This window comes from Streptomyces sp. NPDC037083 (assembly GCF_055606485.1).
The window spans coordinates 137,021-155,982 of sequence record NZ_JBVJSQ010000016.1 but is presented as its reverse complement, the minus strand read 5'-3'; the positions used below and the strand labels follow the sequence as shown (position 1 = coordinate 155,982).

The window sequence follows — 18,962 nt, the reverse complement described above, 5'->3', positions numbered from 1 at the left end:
AACGGTCAAAAAGAACGAGCCCCGCCAAAAGGCGGGGCTTTCGTGCGCACAGTGAGACCGAGTGACCGCGACGCGTGGCCGTACCACCCGATTCCTCTGCCGAAACGTTATGAACACCGGAGCCGACCGTGTCAAAGGCCACAGCCGGCTCCAAAGCGTCTACGACAACTGCCGTACGGCACAGGATATTTGAAAGTTACCGCAGTCGGGCCATGAGTGCGTGCTCGACCAGCGTGATCAGCGCGCTCTTGGCGTCCGAGCGATGCCGGGCGTCCGTCGTGATGATCGGGGTGTCCGGACCGATCTGCAGCGCCTCGCGCACCTCTTCGGGCTGGTAGGGCTGCTGACCGTCGAAGCCGTTGAGGGCGACTACGAACGGCAGACCGCTGTTCTCGAAGTAGTCCACCGCCGGGAAGCAGTCGGCCAGCCGCCGCGTGTCCACCAGCACCACGGCGCCGATGGCGCCGCGCACCAGGTCGTCCCACATGAACCAGAAGCGGTCCTGGCCCGGCGTGCCGAACAGGTAGAGGATCAGGTCCTGGTCGAGCGTGATGCGGCCGAAGTCCATGGCCACCGTGGTGGTGGTCTTGTCCCCGGTGTGGGTGAGGTCGTCGATGCCCGCGCTCGCGGACGTCATCACGGCCTCCGTGCGCAGCGGGTTGATCTCGGAGACGGCGCCCACGAACGTGGTCTTGCCCACGCCGAAGCCGCCCGCCACCACGATCTTCGCGGAGGTGGTGGCCCGCCCCCCGTCAGAGCTTGCGAAGTCCACTGAGCACCCTTTCGAGCAGCGTCACGTCAGGTGCGCCGCCGTTGTTCTCGTCGCCGCCCGGCTGGTGGATGGCCACCAGACCGGCCTCGGCGAGGTCCGCGACGAGGATCCGTGCCACGCCCAGCGGCATTGCCAGCAGCGCCGAGACCTCGGCGACCGACTTCACCTCACGGCACAGGTGGCAGATGCGCTGGTGCTCGGGAAGCAGCCCCATGAGCGCTGCCGGGTCGGCCGTGGTGCTGATCAGCGCCTCGATGGCGAGCTGATAGCGCGGCCGGGTCCGGCCACCGGTCATCGCGTACGGACGCACCAGCGGCTGGTCGCCCTCATCCCCGTACGGCTCCGCGTACGGGTCATGATGGGCGGTGGGCGGGGTCATGGATCCTCCGGGCGGGACAGCATTCTCGGATTGTCGTGCCGTCCGTCGAGGCCGGTGGGGGGAGTGTGTCGGCCGGACGGTGATTTCGTGAGGTGGGTGGTGCGGGGGCGGGTCAGTGGAGCAGACTGCCCTGGAGCTCGGCGCGCAGGTCGGGCGTGAGCACCGCGCCGGCACGATCGACGAGCAGCGCCATCTCGTAGCCGACAAGGCCGATGTCGCACTCGGGGTGCGCGAGGACGGCGAGGGACGAACCGTCCGAGACGGACATGAGGAAGAGGAATCCTCGTTCCATCTCGACGACGGTCTGGGCCACGCTGCCGCCCTCGAAGATCCGGGACGCACCGGCGGTCAGCGAGGTGAGTCCCGACGCGACGGCCGCCAGCTGGTCGGCACGGTCGCGCGGGAAACCCTCGGACATCGCGAGCAGGAGCCCGTCGGCGGACACCACGACGGTGTGGGACACCCCAGGGGTGTTGTCCACGAAGTTGGTGATCAACCAGTTCAGGTTCTGTGCTGCCTGGCTCATCTGGCTCAACTAACGCTCCTGCTGGTGAGTGGGGCTGGGGAAACTGCCGGTCTGCGGGCCGTTGCCGGCCTGTCGACCCTGTGCGATGCCCCGACGGAGATTGGTCAGCCGGCCGCGTACGTCGTCAGGCGCACGCGAGACCTGCGGACCGCTTTGGTGCTGTTGCTGCTGAGCCGTGCCCGGGACGAGGTTCGCCCGGGGCACCCGGCGCGGCAGGCCGGAGGTGGTGACGCCGCCCGCGGCCGGCTGCCTGACGCGTTCTGCCTGCCGGACGAGTTCGTCGTTCGGCGAGGTGCGCCACGAGGCACTGGCGGCAGCGGGACGCTGGGGAGCGGCCGGAGCCTGCTGTTGCTGCTGTTCCTGCTGGAGCGGCGCCGGAGCCGAGCCGCCCGCCTGCTGACCGTGGAACCAGTTGGTCTCCAGCGTGTCGTACAGCGGTGTGCGGCCGTCGCCGGGACCGGCCGGAGGCAGCGCCTCCGGCTGCGCCGGAAGGCCGTAGCCGTTCGACTGCGGAGCGGCGAACTGGCCCGTGGACGAGGGGTCCTGGCGGCCGGGCAGCGAGTGCTGCCCGGTGGCGGAGCCGTCGTAGCCGGGTGCGGCGTACTGACCGGTGGAGCCGTTGTCGTAGGCCTGCGGAGCGAACTGGTTCGGGTTCGCCGGAGCGTTCTGTCCGCCCGCGGTGCCGAAGACGTCGGAGCGGGTGAAGCCGTTGTCGTCCGTCCGGCCGGACGTGCCGGGCCGCTCGAACTGGCCGGTGTCCTGGCGTCCGTTCACACCCGGGCGCGGGAACTGGCCGCTGTCCTGCCGCCCGTTCGGGCCGCCCTGGGAGTTGCCCGGGACCGGGAACTGGCCCGTGCCGTGCAGACCGGTCGCGGAGGGGCTGCCGAAGTCGGCGGGACCCGACGGACCCTGGCGCTCGTCGATCCGCGGGATCGCGGGTATCTCGGCCGTGGCCCCGGGGCCCTGCCGGTCGTCGATGCGCGGCATGCGCGACGTCTGGGCGACGTCCGGCTCCTCGTGGCCGCGCGGGGCGTCCAGCGGGGTGCGCCCCACCGGCGGCTGGGCGTTCTCGTCGCCCCAGCTGGTCACGCGCGGCTGCGGGTTGCCGCCCGGCAGCTCGGCGCGCGGACCACCGCGCGGCGGCAGCTGCGGCTGACGGCCTCGGCCGCCCTGCTCGTTCTTGTTGCCCCGCTGCTGCGGCGGACGTCCGCCGCCGAACATGTCCGTGCCCTGCGAGCCGGTGCCGGCCGCCTGCAGACCCTGCGGCGCGCCCGGCGCCTGGCCGCCGAAGCCGGAGCCGGCCGGAGCCGGCCGGCCCTGCTGGGGGGAGAGCGGAGGCTGCTGCGGTCCGCGCGGCGGCTGGCCGCCGGGACGGCCGTTGCCGTCACGGCCGGGCAGCGCGGCCCGGGGACCCTGACCGCCGGCGAGCCGGCCGCCCCCGCCGGAACCGGCGCCCAGGGCGCTGCCGCCGTTCGGGGCGCCCGCGCCGAGGGCGCCGCCCTGCGAGCCGTTGCGACGAGCCGCGGCCACGCCCGCGGCGGCCTGCGCGGCGGCGGGACCGCCGGCGGCGCCGCCCTGGCCGGGCTTGGGCTGGGGCTTCTTGCCGCCCTGGGCGACGTCCACGGGCAGCATGACCAGCGCGGTCGTGCCACCGGAGTCGGACGGGCGCAGCTGGATGCGGATGCCGTGGCGCTGCGACAGCCGGCCGACCACGAACAGACCCATGCGTCGGGAGACCGACACGTCCACGGTGGGCGGCGAGGCGAGCCGCTCGTTGATCGCGGCGAGGTCCTCGGGGGAGAGGCCGATGCCGGTGTCGTGGATCTCGATCAGCACGCGGCCGTCGGGCAGCGCGTGACCGGTGACCTTGACCTTGGTCTGCGGGGAGGAGAACGAGGTGGCGTTCTCCAGCAGCTCGGCGAGCAGGTGCACGAGGTCGTTGACGACCCGGCCGGCCACCTCGGTGGTCGGCACGGAGGCCAGCTCGATGCGCTCGTACTGCTCCACCTCGGACGCGGCGGCGCGCAGGACGTCGACCAGCGGGACCGGACGGGTCCAGCGGCGGCCGGGCTCCTCGCCCGCGAGGACGAGGAGGTTCTCGCCGTTACGGCGCATGCGGGTCGCGAGGTGGTCGAGCTTGAACAGCGAGGACAGCTGGTCCGGGTCGGCCTCGCGGGACTCCAGTTCGGAGATGAGCGAGAGCTGACGCTGGATGAGGCCCTGGGAGCGGCGCGAGAGGTTGGTGAACATCGCGTTGACGTTGCCCCGCAGCAGGGCCTGCTCGGCGGCGAGGCGGACCGCCTCGCGGTGCACGTCGTCGAAGGCCGCGGCCACCTGGCCGATCTCGTCCTTGGAGTGCACACCGACCGACTCCACGGACGTGTCGACGTCCTGCGGGTCGGACTCGGACAGCTGCTTGACCAGCTCGGGCAGACGGTCCTGGGCGACCTTGGTGGCGGTCTCCTGCAGGCGGCGCAGCGAGCGGATCATGGACCGGGCGACGACGAACGCGCCGACCAGCGACACGCCCAGCACGAGCAGGATGAGCGCACCGGAGATGATCGCCTCGCGCTCGGACTCGGCGCGCAGCTCACGCGCCTTCTGCTCCATGTCCTCGAGCAGCGTGTGCTCGATGTTGTTCATCTGCGCGATCTTGGTCGAGCTGTCGTCGACCCAGTCCTGGTACGAGCGCTTGTCCAGCGACTGCAGACCCGTGGAGGAGCTGAGCGCGCGGGTGGCGTAGGTGTCCGCCTCCTCGATGACCGGGTTGCCCTGCTCGATGGGCTTCAGCAGTTCCTCGGCGCCGTCGTCGCCGTAGATGCTGCGGAAACTCGTGAGCTCGGAGTCCTGGTTGTCGAGCGCGGCCTCGGCGTACTGCCGGTCGTTCTCGGACATGTTGCCGTAGGTGGTGTTGCCCACCGGAAGCGCGGCCGCGAGCACGGCGCGCTGCACGGAGGCGTACTCCTTGGCGGCGGAGAAGGCGGCCAGGGCACGCGTGCGCTGGATCATCTCCGGGTTGCTGGTGGCCTGCGCCATGTCCTGCGACAGGTCGAGCAGGCTGGTGATCAGCCGGTGGTAGGCCTCGACCGTCTGGGTCGAGTTGCCCTTCTCCGTGTAGGCGGTGTTGCGGATCTTGGCGAGGTTGCCGAGGTCGCTGAGGAGGCCCACGAGGCTGTCGCGGACACCCTGGAGGTTGCCGTCCGTGCTGGCGGCGTCGATCTCCTCGGAGGCGTCCTGGAAGGCGACCAGGGCCTTGTCCGTCTTGTCCCGGTAGCCCTTGACGCCGAAGTCGGACGCCTTGCCGTCGTGCGCCAGCGGGCCGGCGGAGCGGTCGCGCTCGTTCTGGAGCTGGACCGAGAGCTCGGTGGCCTGCTTGGTCATGTCCGTCAGCAGCTTCATGTTGTCGAGCTGCTGGATGTCGTCCATCGACTGGTTGATGCGCACCGCGCCCAGCGTGGTGGCCGCGACCACCGGCAGGGTCAGCAGCGCCACCAGACGCGTGGAGATGCGCCAGTTGCGCAGCGCCACGCGCGGACCGGGACCGGGGGGACCGGCCGGCGGCTTGACCGTCGAAGTCTGGGTGGGGGAACTCGGCGACGCGGACACGCCGGGGCGCCCAGGGCGCTCACCGCCGTCGCCGGACGGAGCCGGGCCCGGGTTCTGGGCGTGCTGGGGCGAGGAACCGCGGTCGGTCCCGCCGTGCGGCTCCGGCTCAGCCGAAGCGCTGCCATCCCTCTTGAAACGTCCCTGCACTAGCGTCGCAACCTCTGGACCAGGCGCCCCTCCGCGTGAACGGAAGGACGGTGTCGGCGTGTTGAGGGGCGCCCTGAATACGCCCCCCTGTTCGTCGTGAGTACCGGCGCCGGCTCCCCCTAATCTCGCCGCCACCAGGCGCTCTGAGGCGCCCTCTGTGCGCCGGCTCGATCCCGCGGCGGTCCGAGGAATTCCAGCACAGTGCAGAATCTCGAACAAGGCCCGTTGGCCAGGCTGTGACATCCGTGACACGACGTGAGGGTCACGTCACGCGATGTAGAAGGAGATCCCCCGTAAGGCGGACATAAGAGGGCGAAGCCGCAGGGTAAGGATGGTGTCCCAGTCGCCATGATCAGGAGCGGAATATGGGCTTCAGGTGGTCAATGTCCGTTTCGCAACGGTCGATTGAGGGACCGATTTGACCGTTTTACCCATGGATCCGTGAGCAAACTCACACGCTGATCATGCGACCTTCACGCGTTCACCGGGAATCGCGTGTTTAGCCTGACGCTTTACAGGGATGGCACATCCGACAAGCCGCGCCTGTGCAGGGGCCCTTGGGGGGCCTCCTCGGCGCCCGGAAACGACAGGGTCCAGTACAACAGTGAAGACGACGACGATGTTCCACAAGATCGCCAACCCGCGGCGCACGACGCTGGCGCACCTCGACGACGCCGGCGAACTGCAGCTGCCGGAGCAGCCGGAGCACTCCGTCGACCTCCCGGCCCAGACTGCCAACCCCAAGCGCACCATCCTCATGGAGGCCCCGGTCGCCGCCTCCGTCGCACCGTAGATCCACACGCTGGATCCACAAGATCCTCACCGATCTTCGTGGAGGGATACGGACGACGGCCGCCGAATGCTCAAGGCGACCGCCACTCGATGTCAAGGGCGTCCCCGGCCGGGGACGCCCTTCCGCGTTAGCCTGGAGCGTCACACTCCAGCCAGCTCAGTCAAGGGGCCAACCAACCCGTGCGCATCGCCAGGTTCTCCATCGACGGCAACGTCGCCTTCGGCGCGGTCGAGGGCGACAAGCCGGACGAGCTCGTCCTCGACATCATCAAGGGCATCCCGTTCGCGGACTTCGAGCTCTCCGGCACCAAGGTGCCGCTGAGCAAGGTCCGGCTGCTCCCGCCCGTCCTGCCCAACAAGGTCGTGGCCTTCGGCCGCAACTACGCCGAACACGCGCGCGAGCTGGGCAACGAGGTGCCGGACGCCCCGTTCGCCTTCTTCAAGCCGTCCACCTCGGTGATCGGCCCCGGCGACGACATCCAGTACCCGTCCTTCTCCTCGGAGGTCCACCACGAGGCCGAGCTCGCCGTGGTCATCGGCCGGCTGTGCCGCGAGGTCCCGCGCGAACGCGTCAAGGACGTGATCTTCGGATACACCTGCGCGAACGACGTCACCGCCCGCGACGTGCAAAAACGCGAGAAGCAGTGGGCCCGGGCCAAGGGCTTCGACACCTCCTGCCCGCTCGGCCCCTGGGTGGAGACAGGCCTGGACCTCGAGACCGCGAGCGACCTCACCGTCCAGCTCACGGTGAACGGCGGGCAGCGGCAGCTCGGCCGCACCAGCGAGATGATCCACTCGATCGAGGATCTGATCGTCAACATCACCGAGGCCATGACGCTGCTCCCCGGCGACGTGATCCTCACGGGCACCCCGGCAGGGGTCGGCCCCCTGGCTGTCGGCGACGAGGTCGCCGTCACCATCGAAGGCATCGGCACTCTCACCAACAAGGTTGTCAAGCGTGGCTAGCGCACCCGGCTCACCCGTACGCGTCCGTTTCTGTCCCTCGCCCACCGGTAACCCCCACGTGGGCCTGGTCCGCACCGCCCTGTTCAACTGGGCGTTCGCCAAGCACCACCAGGGCACGCTGGTCTTCCGCATCGAGGACACCGACGCGGCCCGCGACTCCGAGGAGTCGTACGAACAGCTGCTGGACTCGATGCGCTGGCTGGGCTTCGACTGGGACGAGGGGCCCGAGGTCGGCGGCCCGCACGCCCCGTACCGTCAGTCGCAGCGCATGGACCTCTACAAGGACGTCGCGCAGCGGCTCCTGGACGCCGGGCACGCCTACCACTGCTACTGCTCCCAGGAGGAGCTGGACACCCGCCGCGAGGCCGCCCGCGCCGCCGGCAAGCCCTCCGGCTACGACGGCCACTGCCGCGATCTCACCGAGGCGCAGGTGGAGGAGTACCGGGCCCAGGGCCGTACGCCCATCGTCCGCTTCCGGATGCCCGACGAGACGATCACCTTCACGGACCTGGTCCGCGGCGAGCTGACCTTCACCCCGGAGAACGTGCCCGACTACGGCATCGTCCGCGCGAACGGCGCCCCGCTGTACACACTGGTCAACCCCGTGGACGACGCGCTGATGGAGATCACGCACGTACTGCGCGGCGAGGACCTGCTCTCCTCGACCCCCCGCCAGATCGCCCTCTACAAGGCGCTGACCGAGCTGGGCGTCGCCAAGCGGACCCCGCTCTTCGGCCACCTGCCGTACGTCATGGGCGAGGGCAACAAGAAGCTGTCGAAGCGGGACCCGCAGTCCTCGCTCAACCTCTACCGCGAGCGCGGATTCCTCCCCGAGGGCCTGCTCAACTACCTCTCGCTCCTCGGCTGGTCCCTCTCGGCCGACCAGGACATCTTCACGATGGACGAGATGGTCGCGGCCTTCGACGTCGCCGACGTCAACCCCAACCCGGCGCGCTTCGACCTCAAGAAGTGCGAGGCGATCAACGCCGACCACATCCGCCTGCTGGACGTGAAGGACTTCACCGAGCGCTGCGCGCCCTGGCTGAAGGCCCCGGTCGCCCCTTGGGCGCCGGAGGACTTCGACGACTCGAAGTGGCAGGCGATTGCCCCGCACGCCCAGACCCGCCTGAAGGTCCTGTCCGAGATCACCGACAACGTCGACTTCCTCTTCCTGCCGGAGCCGGTCTTCGACGAGGCGAGCTGGACGAAGGCGATGAAGGAGGGCAGCGATGCCCTGCTGACCACGGCGAGGGAGAAGCTGGAGTCGGCCGACTGGACCTCCGCCGAGTCCCTGAAGGAGGCCGTCCTGGCCGCCGGCGAGGCCCACGGCCTCAAGCTCGGCAAGGCCCAGGCCCCCGTCCGCGTCGCCGTCACCGGCCGCACGGTCGGCCTCCCGCTCTTCGAGTCGCTGGAGATCCTGGGCAAGGAGAGGACGCTGGCCCGCATCGACGCGGCGCTGGCGAAGCTGGCGGCATAGCCCCTGAGCACGCCCGAGGGGCGGCGCCCGACGAGCTCGGGCGCCGCCCCTCGGGCGTTCGTCTCAGACCGCGTCGCTCTCGTCGATCGGGTAGGCGAACTCGTCGAAGATCTCCAGCACGACGACGACCATGACCGCCCCCGCGACCATGTACTCCGGCATCAGCCCGGGAGCCACGTACGTCTTCCGCAGGTGCTCGTCGGGGCCGAGTTGCGCCGTTGCGACCTTGCGGAAGGGATCGCGCGCCAGTATCCGCACGGCCTTGTCCAACTGGGCTCGACGCTCGCCGGGCAGGCCGTCGTACGCCGAGCGGGCCTCGACGGTGAACTGGACCCGGTACTCGCTCATGCCCTCGGCGTGCCACCCCGCGATACCGTCGGGGCATGAGCATTCGCGCCGTGGTCTGGGACGTTGACGACACTCTCTTCGACTACACGACCGCCGACCGGGAGGGCATGCGGGCGTATCTCACGGCCGAACGGCTGCTCGACCGGTTCGGCACGGCGGAGCGGGCCCTCGCCCGGTGGCGGGAGGTCACCGACCAGCAGTGGGCACGGTTCTCGGCGGGCGGGATCACCTTCGAGGACCAGCGCCGTGACCGGGTACGGGACTTCCTGGGCCGCGAGATGACCGACACGGAGGCCGACGACTGGCTCGCGAGCTACCGCTCGCACTACGAGGCCGCCTGGTCGCTCTTCCCGGACGTCCTGCCCGTGCTGGACGCCCTGGCCGCCAGCCACCGCCACGCGGTGCTCTCCAACTCCAGCATCCACGTCCAGGACCACAAGCTGCGCGTCCTCGGCGTCCACGACCGCTTCGAGGCCATCCTGTGCGCCGCGGAACTCGGCGTCTCCAAGCCGGAGGCCGGCGCCTTCCTCGCGGCCTGCGAGGCGCTGTCCCTGCCCCCGCACCAGGTGGCCTACGTCGGCGACCACCCGGAGATCGACGGACGGGGCGCCGCCGACGCCGGACTTCTGTCGGTGTGGATCGACCGTCACGGCGGCGGGGCCACCGTCGAGCTCCCCTCCGGTCGGCACCGGATCGTCACCCTCGCCGAACTCCCCGCGATCCTCGGCGCGGATACCCGTTTTGGAGCGCAGTCCACCTTCGGGTAATGTTCTTCCTGCGCCGCCGGAGAGCGGGCCGAAAGGCCGGAACCGGGGGAGCGAAACTAGAACAAGATCCCCGACGGGGCTTGCGTTCCAGTGGCCTATGGTGTAATTGGCAGCACGACTGATTCTGGTTCAGTTAGTCTAGGTTCGAGTCCTGGTAGGCCAGCTCGCAGAGCTCATCTGCGCACGTGGAGATCAGCTCCACAAAGCCCCCGTTGTGTAGCGGCCTAGCACGCTGCCCTCTCAAGGCAGTAGCGCCGGTTCGAATCCGGTCGGGGGTACAGATCCTTCCCGCGAGGAGAGCTCGGGTAGCTCCCCCTCACCTCGATGCAGGATCGCTAGGGCCCCCGTTGTGTAGCGGCCTAGCACGCCGCCCTCTCAAGGCGGTAGCGCCGGTTCGAATCCGGTCGGGGGTACAAACTGGTCTAAACCACATTGGTCTATGGTGTAATTGGCAGCACGACTGATTCTGGTTCAGTTAGTCTAGGTTCGAGTCCTGGTAGACCAGCTCGGATCTGCGGAAACGCAAGATCCTCGCCCCCGTTGTGTAGCGGCCTAGCACGCCGCCCTCTCAAGGCGGTAGCGCCGGTTCGAATCCGGTCGGGGGTACGCATCAGTGAAGGCCCTCCACTGTGGTGGAGGGCCTTCGCCGTGTTCACGGCCTCCTCGCGCCGCCCCACCGCTCACTCGAAGCCGTACCGCCGGGCCGACTCCTCCTCCTGCGCCAGCCGGTGCAGCGCCTGCAGCATCGGCTCCACGAGGATCGCGCCGAGCACCGCCGTCTCGATCCGCTCCGCCTCCGACTCCTGCGTCTCCACGAAGTCCAGGTCGAGCGTGGCCGCCCGGTGCATCAACCGGCCGTAGGACACGAGGAGTTCGGCGTCCCACCCGTAGCCGAGCCGTCGCAGCGCAGCCACCGCCACCACCAGCGAACGGTAGGCGGGGGAGATGCTCGTCAGCAGCCGGGCGTTGGACCAGCCCAGGGTCCCCAGCAACTCGTCGGCCTCCAGCTGCGCGGCGCGCACGTGCTCGTCCTCCGCGTCCGGCTCGGGCACCTGCGGCAGCGCCCACAGGGCCGCGCCGAGCCGGATCGTGCGGCCCAGGGAGTCGTCGTCGACGTGCCCGAGCACCTCGCGCACCGTGGCCACCGGCAGCCGGCCCACCTGGATCATCGCGCGCACCAGTCGCAGCCTGCGCAGATGTTCGTCGTCGTACTCCGCGGTCGTCATATTGATCTGGCGGCCCGGCGGCAACAGGCCCTCGCGCAGGTAGTACTTGATCGTCGCGGTGGACACACCGCTGCGTTCGCTCAGTTCGGCCAGCCGCATGTCTTGCGCCCCTCCTTGGTCAGCGGCACTATCCAAGCATGTCTGTCACAGCCAGCCGTACCACCGCGGACGCCCGGGGAGACGTGGTCGTCCTGCTGATCGGAATGCGCGTCAACCACTTCTGGGCCGTGCACCAGTGGGTGCCGGTCATGCTGGCCATGTTCCGCATGCTGGCGGAGCTGAAGAAGGACCCGGGGCGCGGTCTGCTCTCCCGGGTGCTGCTGACGGCCTCGCCGCGGACGTACTACGTCGTCCAGTACTGGGAGTCCAAGGAGAAGCTCTACGCCTACGCGAGCGCGCCCGACGCGTTCCACCACGAGGTGTGGGCGAAGATCAACCGCATCGAGCGGAGCGGGAAGGTGCGCGGGCACGTGGGAATCTGGCACGAGGCGTATGTCGTCCCGGAGGGGTCGTACGAGGCGATCTACGGGGACATGCCGGCGTTCGGCCTCGCGGCCGCGCACGGGCAGGTTCCGTTGGGGGAGCGGGGACGGTACGCGAAGGACCGGTTCGCCTACCGGTCGGCGTCCTAGCGGCGTTGCCGTCCGTCCGGCGCGGGCCGCTGCGGCCTGTCGCGCGGTTCCCCGCGCCGGAGAGCCCGCCGGGCTGCCGTGGGGAGAGAGCGTGCCGCGGCGTTGAGGCCCGCTCCTCCCCCCTGGCTCAGCCGGTGCGGCGCAGCGCCTCCGACAGGCGGGCCGCCGCGTCGATGACCGCCTGGGCGTGCATGCGGCCCGGGTGGCGCGTCAGGCGCTCGATGGGGCCAGAGACGGAGACGGCGGCCACCACGCGGTTGGAGGGGCCGCGGACGGGGGCCGAGACGGACGCGACGCCCGGCTCGCGCTCGCCGATGGACTGGGCCCAGCCGCGGCGTCGCACGCCCGACAGGGCCGTCGCCGTGAACCGGGCGCCCTGCAGGCCCCGGTGCAGGCGCTCGGGCTCCTCCCAGGCCATCAGGATCTGCGCCGAGGAGCCGGCCTTCATCGTGAGCGTGGAGCCGACCGGGACAGTGTCCCGAAGGCCGGACAGGCGTTCCGCCGCCGCCACGCAGATGCGCATGTCGCCCTGGCGGCGGTAGAGCTGCGCGCTCTCGCCCGTGATGTCGCGCAGGTGCGTGAGCACCGGGCCCGCGGTGGCCAGCAGGCGGTCCTCGCCGGCGGCCGCGGCCAGCTCGGCCAGCCGGGGGCCCAGAATGAACCGGCCCTGCATGTCGCGCGCCACCATACGGTGGTGTTCCAAAGCCACGGCCAGGCGGTGGGCCGTGGGTCGTGCGAGTCCGGTGGCGGCGACCAAGCCCGCGAGGGTGGCCGGACCGGACTCCAGGGCGCTCAGGACAAGGGCTGCCTTGTCCAGAACGCCGACGCCGCTACTGTTGTCCATGCAACGATACTCCCGTCTCACTCTGTGAAACGCAAGTTCATTTTTCCGTGAGACGCGCAACCCTTGGACGCATGGTGGCCCGCGGACCAACGGGCCTGGCGGCGGGTGCCCGGAAAACGCCGGGAAGCGAGACCGAGGGCGTCGCCTCCACAAGATCTCTAGTTGGGCCGGTGCTTCCTTGCCGGCCGGAGGGAAAGCGATGGGTAGGACACTCGCGGAGAAGGTCTGGGACGACCACGTCGTCCGGCGCGCCGAGGGCGAGCCCGACCTCCTCTTCATCGATCTGCACCTGCTGCACGAGGTGACCAGCCCCCAGGCCTTCGACGGCCTCCGTCAGAACGGCCGCCCCGTGCGCCGTCTCGACCTCACCATCGCGACCGAGGACCACAACACCCCGACCCTCGACATCGACAAGCCGATCGCCGACCCGGTCTCCCGCGCCCAGCTGGAGACCCTGCGCAAGAACTGCGCCGAGTTCGGCGTGCGACTGCACCCGCTCGGCGACGTCGAGCAGGGCGTCGTGCACGTCGTGGGCCCGCAGCTGGGTCTGACCCAGCCCGGCATGACCGTCGTCTGCGGCGACTCGCACACCTCCACGCACGGCGCGTTCGGCGCGCTGGCGTTCGGCATCGGCACCTCGCAGGTCGAGCACGTGCTGGCCACCCAGACGCTGCCGCTGGCCCGCCCCAAGACCATGGCGATCACGGTCGACGGCGAGCTGCCCGACGGCGTCACCGCCAAGGACCTGATCCTGGCGATCATCGCCAGGATCGGCACCGGCGGCGGCCAGGGCTACATCCTGGAGTACCGCGGCTCCGCCATCGAGAAGCTCTCGATGGAGGCCCGGATGACCATCTGCAACATGTCGATCGAGGCCGGCGCCCGCGCGGGCATGATCGCCCCCGACGAGACGACCTTCGAGTACATCAGGGGCCGCGCCCACGCCCCCGAGGGCGAGGACTGGGACGCGGCGGTCGCGTACTGGAAGACGCTGAGGACGGACGACGACGCCGAGTTCGACGCCGAGGTCGTCATCGACGCGACCGCGCTGTCGCCGTTCGTCACCTGGGGCACCAACCCGGGCCAGGGCGCGCCGCTTTCGGCCGACGTCCCCGACCCTGCTTCGTACGAAGACGCTTCGGAGCGCCACGCCGCCGAAAAGGCCCTGGAATACATGGGGTTGGAGGCCGGACAGTCGCTGCGCTCCATCAAGGTGGACACCGTCTTCGTAGGTTCGTGCACCAACGGCCGCATCGAGGACCTGCGCGCCGCCGCCGCGATCGTCGAGGGCCGCAAAGTCGCCGACGGCGTACGGATGCTGGTCGTCCCCGGCTCCGCGCGGGTGGGTCTGCAGGCCGTCTCCGAAGGCCTGGACGTCGTCTTCAAGGAGGCCGGCGCCGAGTGGCGGCACGCGGGCTGTTCGATGTGCCTCGGCATGAACCCCGACCAGCTGGCCCCGGGTGAGCGCTCCGCGTCCACCTCCAACCGCAACTTCGAGGGCCGGCAGGGCAAGGGCGGTCGGACGCACCTGGTGTCGCCGCAGGTCGCGGCCGCCACGGCCGTCCTGGGCCACCTGGCCTCCCCGGCCGACCTGTCCGACGCCGAGAACCGTACGCCCGCGGGAGTCTGAACAGTCATGGAAGCATTCACCACGCACACCGGCCGGGCCGTCCCGCTGCGCCGCTCCAACGTCGACACCGACCAGATCATCCCTGCTCACTGGCTCAAGAAGGTCACGCGGGACGGGTTCGAGGACGGGCTGTTCGAGGCCTGGCGCAAGGACGGGAACTTCATCCTCAACCGCCCCGAGCGGCAGGGCGCGACCGTGCTGGTCGCAGGCCCCGACTTCGGCACCGGCTCCTCTCGTGAGCACGCCGTCTGGGCGCTGCAGAACTACGGCTTCAAGACCGTGATCTCCTCCCGCTTCGCCGACATCTTCCGCGGCAACTCGCTGAAGAACGGCCTGCTCACGGTGGTTCTCCCGCAGGAGACCGTGGACGCGCTCCAGGACCTCACGGAGAAGGACCCGCAGGCCGAGATCACGGTCGACCTGCAGGCCCGCGAGGTGCGCGCCGAGGGGATCACCGCCTCCTTCGAGCTGGACGAGAACTCCCGCTGGCGGCTGCTGAACGGGCTGGACGACATCTCCATCACCCTCCGGAACGAGGGCGACATCGCCGCCTACGAGGCCAAGCGCCCGTCGTACAAGCCGAGGACGCTCCAGGGCTGACCCCGAGGCCCCGAGAGGCCCGGGCAGGTCGAGTTTCGGCCACCGCGACACCCCCGCCGTACCCCCGATCGGACTGATCGGGGGTACGGCTGTTTCTGCACCCGTTCGGCCCCGCACACGCTCGCCCCGCCTGCCAACTTCCCACGTTAGGCGGGCTGTTGCCGGGGTACGCGTCTGATGAGGACGCGACCGCCGGAAGTGCCCGGACGGCCGTTTGAGGCGGCAGTTGCCCCCTGAGCGGGCGACAACTCGCCCCAGATGGCACAATCTGTGCATGGAACACGACGGCCAACTCGAGCTCTATACGGCGGTCGCGAACCAGCTCAAGGAAGCGCACACAAGAGTGCGCGCACTGCAAGTCCCGGAGGGCGTACGGATGGCGCTGACCCGGAAGCTGCTGGTCATTACGGCCGCGGCCAAGCACGATCTCGCCGATGCGACAAGGCGTCTGGAGCGGTTCATGGCGGACCTCGACGAGGGGCGAACGCCCGAAGAGGGGCGCTGACCGCCTCCGGAACAGCCGATTTCGTTGCGGCACAAGGGTGATTAGCCCGTTTCGTGTTTGATTTGCGGTATATATCTGCCTAACGTGCGAAAAAGCTTGAACAGTTTCGTTCCGGCTAATGTCTCCGAAGGGGAAGACGTGAACAAGGCGCAGCTCGTAGAAGCGATTGCCGACAAGCTGGGCGGCCGCCAGCAGGCCGCCGAGGCGGTCGACGCGGTCCTGGACGCCATCGTCCGCGCGACCGTCGCCGGCGACCGGGTCTCGGTCACCGGCTTCGGTTCGTTCGAGAAGGTCGACCGGCCGGCCCGCTACGCTCGCAACCCCCAGACGGGCGAGCGGGTTCGGGTCAAGAAGACGTCCGTGCCGCGCTTCCGCGCAGGCCAGGGCTTCAAGGACCTGGTGAGCGGGTCGAAGAAGCTCCCCCGCGGCGGCGAGGTCGCCGTCAAGAAGGCCCCCAAGGGCAGCCTGACCGGCGGTGCTTCCGCCACGGTCAAGAAGGCCGCCGCGAAGAAGACCACGGCCACGAGGGCCGGCGCCGCGAAGAAGACCACGGCCACGGCGAAGAAGACGACGCCGGCCGCGAAGAAGACCACGGCCACCGCCAAGAAGACCACCGCGAAGAAGGCCACCACCAAGAAGACGACGGCGGCCGCCAAGAAGACCACCGCCGCCAAGTCGGCCACCGCCAAGAAGACGACGGCCAAGAAGGCCCCGGCCGCGAAGAAGGCGACGGCCACCAAGGCCCCCGCCAAGAAGTCGACCGCGCGCAAGACCACCGCCAAGAAGGCCACCGCCCGCAAGGCGTAGGGCAGCAGGGGCACTCACACGCCGGGCCGGACTCCCTCTCGGAGCCCGGCCCGCGGCGTGTGCGCAGCCCGCTCAGAAGGTCTGCAGCGTCACCAGGGTGATCCGGGGGACGGAGCCGTCCTGCGGGCCCTCCGTCTCGATCCGCACCCGCTGCCCGGGCCGCAGCAGTCTCAGCCCGCCCGCGTCGAACGCCGGCGCGTCGAAGGGCACCGGTGTGCCGTCGTCCAGCAGCACCTGTCCGCTGCGCGTGGCGGGGTCGTACGTGTATGCGGTCGCCTGCATGACGGCAGCCTACTGCCCCGGGATCAGCAGCCGTGCGGTCGCCGCGGCCGTCCGGGGCCCCACTCCCAGGGCCAGCGCCGCCCGCAGATCCTCGCCGGTGTCCACGTCCTGGCGGACGGAATCCACCGCGTCGAGGCGGAGTTCCACCGCTCCGGACGCGTGATGGCGGGCGCGTGAATCCGCGCCGAATGCGGGCAGCAATTCACGGCCCGGTGCGGCGGTGAGAAGCGTGGTGCCGATCGCGGCCGCGTCCGGGAGGAAAGCGCGGGGGAATGCGGCGGCCGCGTCCAGGACGCGAGCCAATTCCGGCGGGCGCAGCGCCGGCAGGTCGGCGTTGAGGGCCGCGAGCGGGGAGTCGGACCGAAATGCGCGTACGGTGGCCGCCCCGTGCGCCAGCGCGGCGTTGAGGCCCGCGCGCGGCTCGTCCGGGACGATCCGCGCGCCCAGTGCCGCCAGGGTGCGCGCGGCCAGGGCGTCGTCCGTGATCACGGCCACATCGCGCACCGCGCCCGAGGCCAGCGCGGCGGCCACGGTGTCCTCGGCGAAGGCGAGGGCGAGCCCGGGGCGCAGCCCGTCTGCGGCGGTGTCCGCGAGCCTGCTCTTGGCCAGCGCCAAGGGCTTCAGGGGTATGACCAACGTCCACTGCACCGGCGTACCGTCCCTCTCTCGTCGCGGCCATTGTCACCCGGCCCATCCGCCGGGCGGGCGGGCGGGCGTACGGTGTTCTCGACAGACCGGCGGCCCGGGGCGACACTTGTGCGGCCCCAGGCCGGGGAGCAGGCCTTGGGAAGTCCTAGAGGAAGGTGTCCGCGTGCCCCGCCGCAGAATCGGCTTCTGGTACCGCTTCGCAGCGGTCCTCTGCAAACCCTGGCTGGTGGTTCTGATCAAGCGGGACTGGCGCGGAATGGAGCACATTCCGGCCGAGGGTGGATTTATCACCGCGGTGAACCACAATTCGCATGTCGACCCCTTCGCGTACGCGCACTTTCAGTACAACACCGGACGGGTGCCGCGATTCCTCGCGAAGAGCGGGCTTTTCAAGGAGGGATTCGTCGGTGCCGCGATGCGCGGCACCGGACAGATCCCCGTCTACCGCGAGAGCACGGACGCGCTCAGCGCCTTCCGCGCCGCGATCGAGGCCGTGGAGCGCGGCGAGTGCGTCGCGTTCTACCCCGAGGGCACCCTGACCCGGGACCCGGACGGCTGGCCCATGACCGCCAAGACCGGCGCCGCGCGCGTCGCCCTGCAGACCAAGTGCCCGGTGATCCCCGTCGCCCAGTGGGGCGCCAACGAACTGCTGCCGCCGTACGCCAAGAAGCCCAACCTCCTTCCGCGCAAGACCCACCATGTGCTCGCGGGCCCGCCCGTGGATCTCACGCGGTTCTACGGCCACGAGATGACCCCGGAACTCCTGAAGGAGGCGACGGAGGTCATCATGGCGGCCATCACCGTCCAGCTGGAGGAGATCCGCGGCGAGAAGGCGCCCGAGACGCCCTACGACCCGCGTCGCGAGCGGATCGAGCAGCGCCGTCGCACCCAGGCGCAGACCGGCGCCGAGGCCGGCCCCGCGCACATCCGTCACGAGGGGGAGAGCAGCAAGTGAGCAAGTCCGTGAAGGCGGCCGTCTTCGGCACCGGATCATGGGGGACCGCCTTCGGCGCCGTCCTCGCCGACGCGGGCTGCGAGGTGACGCTGTGGGCGCGCCGCGCAGAGCTCGCCGACGCGGTCAACTCCACGCGCACCAACCCCGACTACCTCCCCGGCGTCGAACTCCCCGCGAACCTGCGGGCGACCGCCGACCCGGCCGAGGCGGCCGACGGCGCCGACTTCACCGTTCTCGCGATCCCCTCGCAGACGCTGCGCGCCAACCTCGCCGACTGGACGCCGCTGCTCGCCCCGGACACCGTCCTGGTGTCGTTGATGAAGGGCGTCGAGCTCGGTACGACCATGCGGATGAGCGAGGTGATCGAGGACGTCGCGAAGGTGGGCCAGGGCCGGATCGCCGTGGTCACCGGCCCCAACCTCGCCAAGGAGATCGCCTCCCGCATGCCGGCCGCGGCCGTGGTCGCCTGCACCGACGAGGCGGTGGCCCGCAAGCTCCAGGCCGTCTCCCACACGCCGTACTTCCGGCCCTACACCAACACCGACGTGGTGGGCTGCGAGCTGGGCGGCGCGGTGAAGAACGTCATCGGCCTCGCGGTCGGCATCGCCGACGGCATGGGGCTGGGCGACAACGCCAAGGGCTCGCTGATCACGCGCGGCCTCGCCGAGACCACCCGGCTGGGCCTGGCGATGGGCGCGGACCCGCTCACCTTCTCCGGCCTCGCCGGACTCGGTGACCTGGTGGCGACCTGCTCCTCGCCGCTGTCCCGCAACCACACCTTCGGCACCAACCTCGGCAAGGGCATGACCCTGCAGGAGACGATCGCGGTCACCCGGCAGACCGCCGAGGGCGTCAAGTCCTGTGAGTCGGTGCTGGATCTGGCCCGCCGGCACGGCGTCGACATGCCGATCACCGAGACGGTCGTCGGCATCGTCCACGAGGGCAAGCCTCCGGTGGTCGCCCTCAAGGAGCTGATGTCGCGCAGCGCGAAGCCGGAACGACGCTGAGCGACCCCGGCGGGCGGACGCTGACTCCCGGCACTACCACCGGGTA

Annotated in this window: 20 protein-coding genes and 5 tRNA genes; 16 read left to right on the top strand and 9 right to left on the bottom strand. The window is 70.3% G+C overall.

Features of this window, described 5'->3' with window-relative positions; genetic code table 11:
- Positions 1-196: 196 nt before the first annotated feature.
- From ACZ7DE_RS34725 to ACZ7DE_RS34710, 4 genes are all read right to left on the bottom strand, one after another.
- Positions 197-772: a GTP-binding protein gene (locus ACZ7DE_RS34725; protein WP_030793795.1), complete on the bottom strand. Its 576-nt coding sequence runs from the start codon at positions 770-772 to the stop codon at positions 197-199.
- A complete protein-coding gene (locus tag ACZ7DE_RS34720; RefSeq protein ID WP_009190816.1) occupies positions 753-1,151 on the bottom strand; it encodes a DUF742 domain-containing protein in 399 nt (132 codons plus the stop codon). Before ACZ7DE_RS34720 ends, ACZ7DE_RS34725 begins: the two co-directional genes overlap by 20 nt.
- Positions 1,152-1,263: 112 nt before the next feature.
- Positions 1,264-1,677 (bottom strand): roadblock/LC7 domain-containing protein, encoded by a 414-nt coding sequence (locus ACZ7DE_RS34715; RefSeq protein WP_003993189.1) that lies wholly within the window; start codon positions 1,675-1,677, stop codon positions 1,264-1,266.
- A gap of 9 nt (positions 1,678-1,686) precedes the next feature.
- Positions 1,687-5,430 carry a nitrate- and nitrite sensing domain-containing protein gene (locus ACZ7DE_RS34710; RefSeq protein ID WP_470768257.1) on the bottom strand — a complete coding sequence of 1,248 codons (3,744 nt, stop codon included), beginning with the start codon at positions 5,428-5,430 and terminating at the stop codon, positions 1,687-1,689.
- A gap of 604 nt (positions 5,431-6,034) precedes the next feature.
- On the opposite strand from ACZ7DE_RS34710, the gene ACZ7DE_RS34705 reads away from it, so the two are divergent.
- From ACZ7DE_RS34705 to gltX, 3 genes are all read left to right on the top strand, one after another.
- Positions 6,035-6,223, top strand: a complete 189-nt coding sequence (locus ACZ7DE_RS34705) for a hypothetical protein (protein ID WP_470768255.1) — start codon at positions 6,035-6,037, stop codon at positions 6,221-6,223.
- 179 nt (positions 6,224-6,402) lie between these two features.
- Complete coding sequence (locus ACZ7DE_RS34700) at positions 6,403-7,188, top strand: fumarylacetoacetate hydrolase family protein (RefSeq protein ID WP_470768253.1); 786 nt, start codon at positions 6,403-6,405, stop codon at positions 7,186-7,188.
- The gene (gene gltX / locus ACZ7DE_RS34695; protein WP_470768251.1) at positions 7,181-8,665 is read left to right on the top strand and encodes a glutamate--tRNA ligase; all 1,485 of its coding nucleotides are present in this window, start codon (positions 7,181-7,183) and stop codon (positions 8,663-8,665) included. The genes ACZ7DE_RS34700 and gltX overlap by 8 nt, the downstream gene beginning before the upstream one ends.
- Before the next feature lie 63 nt (positions 8,666-8,728).
- Here the strand turns inward: gltX and ACZ7DE_RS34690 are convergent, their stop codons facing one another.
- Complete coding sequence (locus ACZ7DE_RS34690) at positions 8,729-9,013, bottom strand: type II toxin-antitoxin system RelE family toxin (RefSeq protein ID WP_470768249.1); 285 nt, start codon at positions 9,011-9,013, stop codon at positions 8,729-8,731.
- Positions 9,014-9,048: 35 nt separating this feature from the next.
- On the opposite strand from ACZ7DE_RS34690, the gene ACZ7DE_RS34685 reads away from it, so the two are divergent.
- The 6 genes from ACZ7DE_RS34685 (at position 9,049) to ACZ7DE_RS34660 (ending at position 10,386) form a co-directional block, all read left to right on the top strand.
- A complete protein-coding gene (locus tag ACZ7DE_RS34685; RefSeq protein ID WP_470768247.1) occupies positions 9,049-9,780 on the top strand; it encodes an HAD family hydrolase in 732 nt (243 codons plus the stop codon).
- 91 nt (positions 9,781-9,871) lie between these two features.
- Positions 9,872-9,943: transfer RNA gene (locus ACZ7DE_RS34680), tRNA-Gln, on the top strand.
- Between the two features lie 42 nt (positions 9,944-9,985).
- A tRNA-Glu gene (locus ACZ7DE_RS34675) sits at positions 9,986-10,058 on the top strand.
- Positions 10,059-10,120: 62 nt separating this feature from the next.
- A tRNA-Glu gene (locus ACZ7DE_RS34670) sits at positions 10,121-10,193 on the top strand.
- Between the two features lie 20 nt (positions 10,194-10,213).
- Positions 10,214-10,285, top strand: a tRNA-Gln gene (locus ACZ7DE_RS34665).
- Positions 10,286-10,313: 28 nt separating this feature from the next.
- Positions 10,314-10,386, top strand: a tRNA-Glu gene (locus ACZ7DE_RS34660).
- Between the two features lie 74 nt (positions 10,387-10,460).
- On the opposite strand, the gene ACZ7DE_RS34655 is transcribed toward ACZ7DE_RS34660, so the two are convergent.
- Positions 10,461-11,105 carry a MerR family transcriptional regulator gene (locus ACZ7DE_RS34655; RefSeq protein WP_470768245.1) on the bottom strand — a complete coding sequence of 215 codons (645 nt, stop codon included), beginning with the start codon at positions 11,103-11,105 and terminating at the stop codon, positions 10,461-10,463.
- Between the two features lie 38 nt (positions 11,106-11,143).
- On the opposite strand from ACZ7DE_RS34655, the gene ACZ7DE_RS34650 reads away from it, so the two are divergent.
- Positions 11,144-11,638, top strand: coding sequence for a DUF4188 domain-containing protein (locus ACZ7DE_RS34650; RefSeq protein ID WP_470768243.1), 495 nt, complete (start codon positions 11,144-11,146; stop codon positions 11,636-11,638).
- A 127-nt stretch (positions 11,639-11,765) separates the two neighbouring features.
- Here the strand turns inward: ACZ7DE_RS34650 and ndgR are convergent, their stop codons facing one another.
- Positions 11,766-12,482: an IclR family transcriptional regulator NdgR gene (gene ndgR / locus ACZ7DE_RS34645; protein ID WP_007384919.1), complete on the bottom strand. Its 717-nt coding sequence runs from the start codon at positions 12,480-12,482 to the stop codon at positions 11,766-11,768.
- Positions 12,483-12,681: 199 nt separating this feature from the next.
- On the opposite strand from ndgR, the gene leuC reads away from it, so the two are divergent.
- The 4 genes from leuC (at position 12,682) to ACZ7DE_RS34625 (ending at position 16,024) form a co-directional block, all read left to right on the top strand.
- Positions 12,682-14,112, top strand: coding sequence for a 3-isopropylmalate dehydratase large subunit (gene leuC, locus ACZ7DE_RS34640; RefSeq protein ID WP_470768241.1), 1,431 nt, complete (start codon positions 12,682-12,684; stop codon positions 14,110-14,112).
- A 6-nt stretch (positions 14,113-14,118) separates the two neighbouring features.
- Positions 14,119-14,712, top strand: a complete 594-nt coding sequence (gene leuD / locus ACZ7DE_RS34635; protein WP_470768239.1) for a 3-isopropylmalate dehydratase small subunit — start codon at positions 14,119-14,121, stop codon at positions 14,710-14,712.
- A gap of 274 nt (positions 14,713-14,986) precedes the next feature.
- Positions 14,987-15,217 (top strand): SCO5555 family protein, encoded by a 231-nt coding sequence (locus ACZ7DE_RS34630; protein WP_107441749.1) that lies wholly within the window; start codon positions 14,987-14,989, stop codon positions 15,215-15,217.
- A gap of 138 nt (positions 15,218-15,355) precedes the next feature.
- On the top strand, positions 15,356-16,024 hold the full coding sequence (locus tag ACZ7DE_RS34625) for an HU family DNA-binding protein (protein ID WP_470768236.1): 669 nt from the start codon (positions 15,356-15,358) through the stop codon (positions 16,022-16,024).
- A 72-nt stretch (positions 16,025-16,096) separates the two neighbouring features.
- On the opposite strand, the gene ACZ7DE_RS34620 is transcribed toward ACZ7DE_RS34625, so the two are convergent.
- Together ACZ7DE_RS34620 and cofC are read right to left on the bottom strand one after the other, a co-directional pair.
- Positions 16,097-16,306, bottom strand: a complete 210-nt coding sequence (locus ACZ7DE_RS34620) for a hypothetical protein (protein ID WP_470768234.1) — start codon at positions 16,304-16,306, stop codon at positions 16,097-16,099.
- Between the two features lie 9 nt (positions 16,307-16,315).
- The gene (gene cofC / locus ACZ7DE_RS34615; RefSeq protein ID WP_470768232.1) at positions 16,316-16,954 is read right to left on the bottom strand and encodes a 2-phospho-L-lactate guanylyltransferase; all 639 of its coding nucleotides are present in this window, start codon (positions 16,952-16,954) and stop codon (positions 16,316-16,318) included.
- A 163-nt stretch (positions 16,955-17,117) separates the two neighbouring features.
- Here cofC and ACZ7DE_RS34610 point away from each other — a divergent pair, with 163 nt between their 5' ends.
- Together ACZ7DE_RS34610 and ACZ7DE_RS34605 are read left to right on the top strand one after the other, a co-directional pair.
- Entirely contained in the window at positions 17,118-17,909 is a 792-nt protein-coding gene (locus tag ACZ7DE_RS34610) for a lysophospholipid acyltransferase family protein (RefSeq protein WP_470768230.1), read from the top strand.
- A complete protein-coding gene (locus ACZ7DE_RS34605; RefSeq protein WP_470768228.1) occupies positions 17,906-18,916 on the top strand; it encodes an NAD(P)H-dependent glycerol-3-phosphate dehydrogenase in 1,011 nt (336 codons plus the stop codon). Before ACZ7DE_RS34610 ends, ACZ7DE_RS34605 begins: the two co-directional genes overlap by 4 nt.
- Positions 18,917-18,962 lie beyond the last annotated feature (46 nt).

Excerpts from the sequence above, each read along its gene's own strand:
- ACZ7DE_RS34720 (WP_009190816.1), bottom strand. The coding sequence starts at position 1,151 with ATGACCCCGCCCACCGCCCATCATGACCCGTACGCGGAGCCGTACGGG.
- ACZ7DE_RS34715 (WP_003993189.1), bottom strand. The coding sequence starts at position 1,677 with ATGAGCCAGGCAGCACAGAACCTGAACTGGTTGATCACCAACTTCGTG.
- ACZ7DE_RS34690 (WP_470768249.1), bottom strand. The coding sequence starts at position 9,013 with ATGAGCGAGTACCGGGTCCAGTTCACCGTCGAGGCCCGCTCGGCGTAC.
- ACZ7DE_RS34685 (WP_470768247.1), top strand. The coding sequence starts at position 9,049 with ATGAGCATTCGCGCCGTGGTCTGGGACGTTGACGACACTCTCTTCGAC.
- ACZ7DE_RS34655 (WP_470768245.1), bottom strand. The coding sequence starts at position 11,105 with ATGCGGCTGGCCGAACTGAGCGAACGCAGCGGTGTGTCCACCGCGACG.
- ACZ7DE_RS34650 (WP_470768243.1), top strand. The coding sequence starts at position 11,144 with ATGTCTGTCACAGCCAGCCGTACCACCGCGGACGCCCGGGGAGACGTG.
- ndgR (WP_007384919.1), bottom strand. The coding sequence starts at position 12,482 with ATGGACAACAGTAGCGGCGTCGGCGTTCTGGACAAGGCAGCCCTTGTC.
- leuC (WP_470768241.1), top strand. The coding sequence starts at position 12,682 with ATGGGTAGGACACTCGCGGAGAAGGTCTGGGACGACCACGTCGTCCGG.
- leuD (WP_470768239.1), top strand. The coding sequence starts at position 14,119 with ATGGAAGCATTCACCACGCACACCGGCCGGGCCGTCCCGCTGCGCCGC.
- ACZ7DE_RS34630 (WP_107441749.1), top strand. The coding sequence starts at position 14,987 with ATGGAACACGACGGCCAACTCGAGCTCTATACGGCGGTCGCGAACCAG.
- ACZ7DE_RS34620 (WP_470768234.1), bottom strand. The coding sequence starts at position 16,306 with ATGCAGGCGACCGCATACACGTACGACCCCGCCACGCGCAGCGGACAG.